This window comes from Methylibium sp. (assembly GCF_013817345.1).
Classification (GTDB): domain Bacteria; phylum Pseudomonadota; class Gammaproteobacteria; order Burkholderiales; family Burkholderiaceae_C; genus Methylibium.
The window spans coordinates 1-4,250 of the sequence record NZ_JACDCW010000177.1 but is presented as its reverse complement, the minus strand read 5'-3'; the positions used below and the strand labels follow the sequence as shown (position 1 = coordinate 4,250).

Genomic DNA, 4,250 nt, shown 5'->3' with positions numbered 1-4,250 from the left:
ATTTCCATGTGCGCTCGCGCAAGGCCCTGCAGGACGTGCTGACCGCCACCCGGGTCGGCCGGCCGCTCACCGAGTGCGGGCTCGAGCTGCAGCCGAACGCGGAGCGGCACCTGCGCACGCGACTGCGTCTGGCACAGACCTCCCCGGCGGACCTGCTGGCCGAGACGCTGAACGTCGCGGCGCGCTGCGATTTCAGTCTGGACGAGCTGCGCTACCAGTACCCGGACGAGGTGGTGCCCGTCGGCGAGACGCCCGGCTCCTACCTGCGGCGCATTGCCTACGAGGGGGCAGGGCGCCGCTGGCAGCATGGCGTGCCGGCGAAGGTGCAGACGCAGATCGAGCACGAGCTGGAGCTGATCGGCGAGCTGAAGTACGAGCACTACTTCCTGACCGTCGCCGACATCGTGACCTTCGCGCGCTCGCGCCACATCCTGTGTCAGGGCCGCGGCAGCGCCGCCAACAGCGTGGTCTGCTACTGCATCGGCGTGACCGAAGTCGATCCGGCCCGCATGTCGGTGCTGTTCGAGCGCTTCATCTCGCGCGAGCGCAACGAGCCGCCCGACATCGACATCGACTTCGAGCATGAGCGCCGCGAGGAGGTGCTGCAGTACCTGTACACCAAGTACGGCCGCGACCGGGCGGCGATCACCGGCGTCGTCATCAGCTACCGGCCCAAGAGCGCCATCCGCGATGTCGGCAAGGCGCTCGGCTTCCCGCTCGAGACGGTGGACGCCCTTGCCAAGGGTCATCAGTGGTGGGACGGCCGCGAGGTCAAGCGCGAGCGGCTCGAGGAGCTGGGTCTCTCGGTCGATGACCTGCAGGTGCGGCAACTCTTGCAGCTCACCCAGCAGTTGCTGGGCTTCCCGCGTCACCTCAGCCAGCACACCGGCGGTTTCGTGCTCACGAAGGGGCCGCTCTCGCGCATGGTGCCGATCGAGAACGCCTCGATGCCGCAGCGCACTGTCATCGAATGGGACAAGGACGACCTGGACGCACTGGGGCTGCTGAAGGTCGACTGCCTGGCGCTCGGCATGCTGACCGCGATCCGCAAGTCGCTGGAGTTCATCGGCGTGCGCAAGGGCTACCCGTTCGAGATGCAGGACATCCCGCCCGAAGACGCCGAGACCTACGACATGGTCTGCCAGGCCGACACGGTCGGGGTGTTCCAGATCGAGAGCCGGGCGCAGATGAGCATGTTGCCGCGCCTGAAGCCGCGCTGCTTCTACGACCTGGTGGTCGAGGTCGCCATCGTGCGGCCCGGGCCCATCGTCGGCGGCATGGTGCATCCGTATCTGAATCGTCGGCAGGGCAAGGAGCCGGTCACCTACCCGAGCGAGGCCCTGAAGGAAGCACTCGGCCGCACGCTGGGCGTGCCGGTGTTCCAGGAGCAGGTGATGCAGATCTCCATCCTGGCCGCCGGTTTCACGCCGGGCGAGGCCGACGGGCTGCGGCGCGCAATGGCGGCGTGGAAGAGGAAAGGCGGGCTGGAGCGCTACTATTCGAAGATCGTCCACGGCATGACGCAGCGGGGTTACGACGAGACCTTCGCCAAGGCGATCTTCGAGCAGATCAAGGGCTTCTCGGAGTACGGCTTCCCGGAGTCGCATGCGGCCTCGTTCGCGCTGCTCGTCTACGCGAGCTGCTGGATCAAGTGCCACCACCCAGCCGAGTTCCTGGCCGCCATGCTGAACTCGCAGCCGCTGGGTTTCTATTCGCCATCGCAGCTTGTGCAGGACGCCAAGCGCCACGGTGTGCAGGTGCGTGCGGCCGACGTGATGCACAGCGATGTCGATTGCACGCTGGAGGACCTGCCGCATCCGCCGGCTGTTCGCCTCGGGCTGCGGCTCATTGCGGGGCTCAAGGGCGAGTCGGCCGAGCGCATCGTGGCCGCGCGAGGAGAGCGGGTCTTCGACAGCGCGGAGGACCTGGCGCGGCGCGCGGGCCTGGAGCAGCACGAGATGAAGCTGCTTGCTGCAGCGGATGCCTTGATGAGCCTGTCGGGCCACCGACGCCAGCAGGTCTGGGACGCCGCGGCGCTGCGTTCAACGCCGCTGCTGCTGCGCGACGCGCCGGTGGATGAAGACCTCCTCGAACTGCCGCCGGCGCCGGAGGGCGAGGAGATCGTCTTCGACTACGCCGCACTCGGGCTCACGCTGCGTCGGCATCCGCTGGCGCTGTTGCGGCCGAAGCTCAATGAGCGTCGCCTGCTCACGGCCGAACAACTGGATTCGCAACCGAACGGGCGCATGGTCCGCTACTGCGGCATCGTCACGTTGCGGCAGCAGCCCGACACGGCCAACGGGACCATCTTCGTGTCGCTGGAGGACGAGACCGGCGTCGTGCAGGTCATCGTGTGGAAGAGCCTGCGCGAGCAGCAGCGGAAGGTTCTGCTCGGGTCGCGGCTGCTGGCCGTGTACGGGACCTGGCAGCGCGAGGGCGATGTGAAAAACCTGATCGCGCGGCGGCTCGAGGACATGACGCCGCTGCTGGGCCGGTTGGCGGCCTCGACGGCAAGCCGGGACTTCCACTGAAAGGCGACTGCGGGGGCGCGCGGCTACCGTTGCAGCCGCCGATACGCGCTGAAGTGTCTCAATGCTTTCCGCGCGTCGCCCAGCTTTTCTTGCAGCCTGCCAATGTTGAAGTGCGCGTCCGCCAGCGCCGGGTCCAGTTCGAGGCTCTGCTCGTAGCTTGCGATGGCCTCGTCCAAGCGCGCCCCGTCCTCGAGCGCGACTGCCCGATTGAATCGGATCAGCGCCGAGCGTGGGCAGCGAATGATTGCCGCGTCGTAGAGTTCGATCGCCGCGTCACAGCGGTGTGATTCGCACAAGAGCGCGCCGAGGTTGAGATAGGCATCCTCGAAGTCCGGCGCCAGCTCGAGTGCCTGCCGGTACGCCTCTTCCGAGGCCGCCGGATCTTCGACTTCGAGCGCCTCACCGCGCGTGAACAAAGCCTTCGCATCCGGCGCAGAGGCTGCGATCGGATGGTCCAGGAAGGCAACGCTTCCACCGGCCGCCGACACCTCGAAGTCCATCAGCAGCTGCCCCGACGCCGCCGCTAGCGTGCCGTCCCGATCGCGCACCGCGACATCGGCGCCCACGGCAGTGATGCGCAGCCCTGTCAGCGGAAGCTCCGAAGGTAAGTTCGACTTCAGTTTGGTGAGCGAGCGCAGGATCTTCCTTGGCGGTATACCGGACTGCTGCAGGGCATAGGCCGTACGCAGCAGCATCAGGTCCTGGAACGAGAACCGGAATTCGCCGCGCGCCCCGCGGCTCGGCTTGACGAACCCCGCGTCGATGAGTCCCGCCAGTACCGTGCGCGACAGGCCCAGCTTCTGCTGGGCAGCGCGGAGCGTGAAGGTGGACTGCGCCTTGGGGCTCACTTCCTTGCGCGAGCCTTGGTGGTCGCCGCCGGCGCCACCACCGGTTCCTCGGTCTTCGTCGCTCGCTTGACGCCCTTGCGCTCCTTGGCCTCGGTCAGCGCGGCCACGGTCGGTGCAGCCTTTGCGGCGCCCTTGGATGCGGTCGCTCCGGTTGCTGCGGGTGTCGCGGCCTTCTTGCCCAGGCTTGCGCGCAACGCATCCATGAGGTCAATCACCTGACCGGTGCTCGGCTCCTCGTTGTGAGCCGATGCGACGATCTCGCTGCCGGCAATTTTCGCGTCGATGGCCCTGAGGATGCGCTTCTTCTCGGTATCCTCGTACTGCCCCGGTTCGTAGCTGTCTTCAGAGATCTGGTCGATCAGTTGCAAGGCGAGTTGCAGCTCGGCGCCCGAGACCTCCACCTTCTCGATGCCCAAATCCTTCAGCGACCGCACCTCGTCGGCGTACAGAAGCTGCTGCAGCACGAGACCGTCTTCGACCGGTCGCACCTGCACCATGTATTGCTTGGCCTTCCAGGCCCACTTGGCCAGCGCACAGCGGCCCGACTTGCGCATGGCTTCCATCAGCAGCGCATACGGCTTGCCGCCGCGCTTGTCCGGCGCCAGCAGGTAAGCCTTGTCGTAGAAGATCGGATCGACAGCCTTCTCAGGGATGAAGGCGACGATCTCGATCGAGTGGCTGCTGTCTTCTTCCAGGGCCTTGAGCTCGTCGGCCGTGAACAGCACAAACTTGTCCTTCTCGAATTCGTAGCCCTTGACCATCTCGGCGCGCTGCACGACCTTCTGGTCCTTCTCGGAGACGTACTGCTGCTTGAGCCGCGAGCCGTCCGCCGCAAGCATGTTGAACTTGACCGTTCCCGAACTCTCGGTGG

Annotated in this window: 3 protein-coding genes; 1 reads left to right on the top strand and 2 read right to left on the bottom strand. The window is 66.5% G+C overall.

Annotated elements, in window-relative coordinates:
• Positions 1 to 2,531 (top strand): error-prone DNA polymerase (locus tag H0W40_RS19430; protein WP_292449506.1); only part of this gene is annotated, 2,531 nt, incomplete at its 5' end.
• A gap of 23 nt (positions 2,532 to 2,554) precedes the next feature.
• Here the strand turns inward: H0W40_RS19430 and H0W40_RS19425 are convergent.
• Both H0W40_RS19425 and H0W40_RS19420 read right to left on the bottom strand, forming a co-directional pair.
• Positions 2,555 to 3,379 carry a tetratricopeptide repeat protein gene (locus tag H0W40_RS19425; protein ID WP_292449504.1) on the bottom strand — a complete coding sequence of 275 codons (825 nt, stop codon included), beginning with the start codon at positions 3,377 to 3,379 and terminating at the stop codon, positions 2,555 to 2,557.
• The coding region (locus tag H0W40_RS19420; RefSeq protein ID WP_292449502.1) for a Ku protein at positions 3,376 to 4,250 on the bottom strand (875 nt) is incomplete at its 5' end. The genes H0W40_RS19420 and H0W40_RS19425, both read right to left, overlap by 4 nt.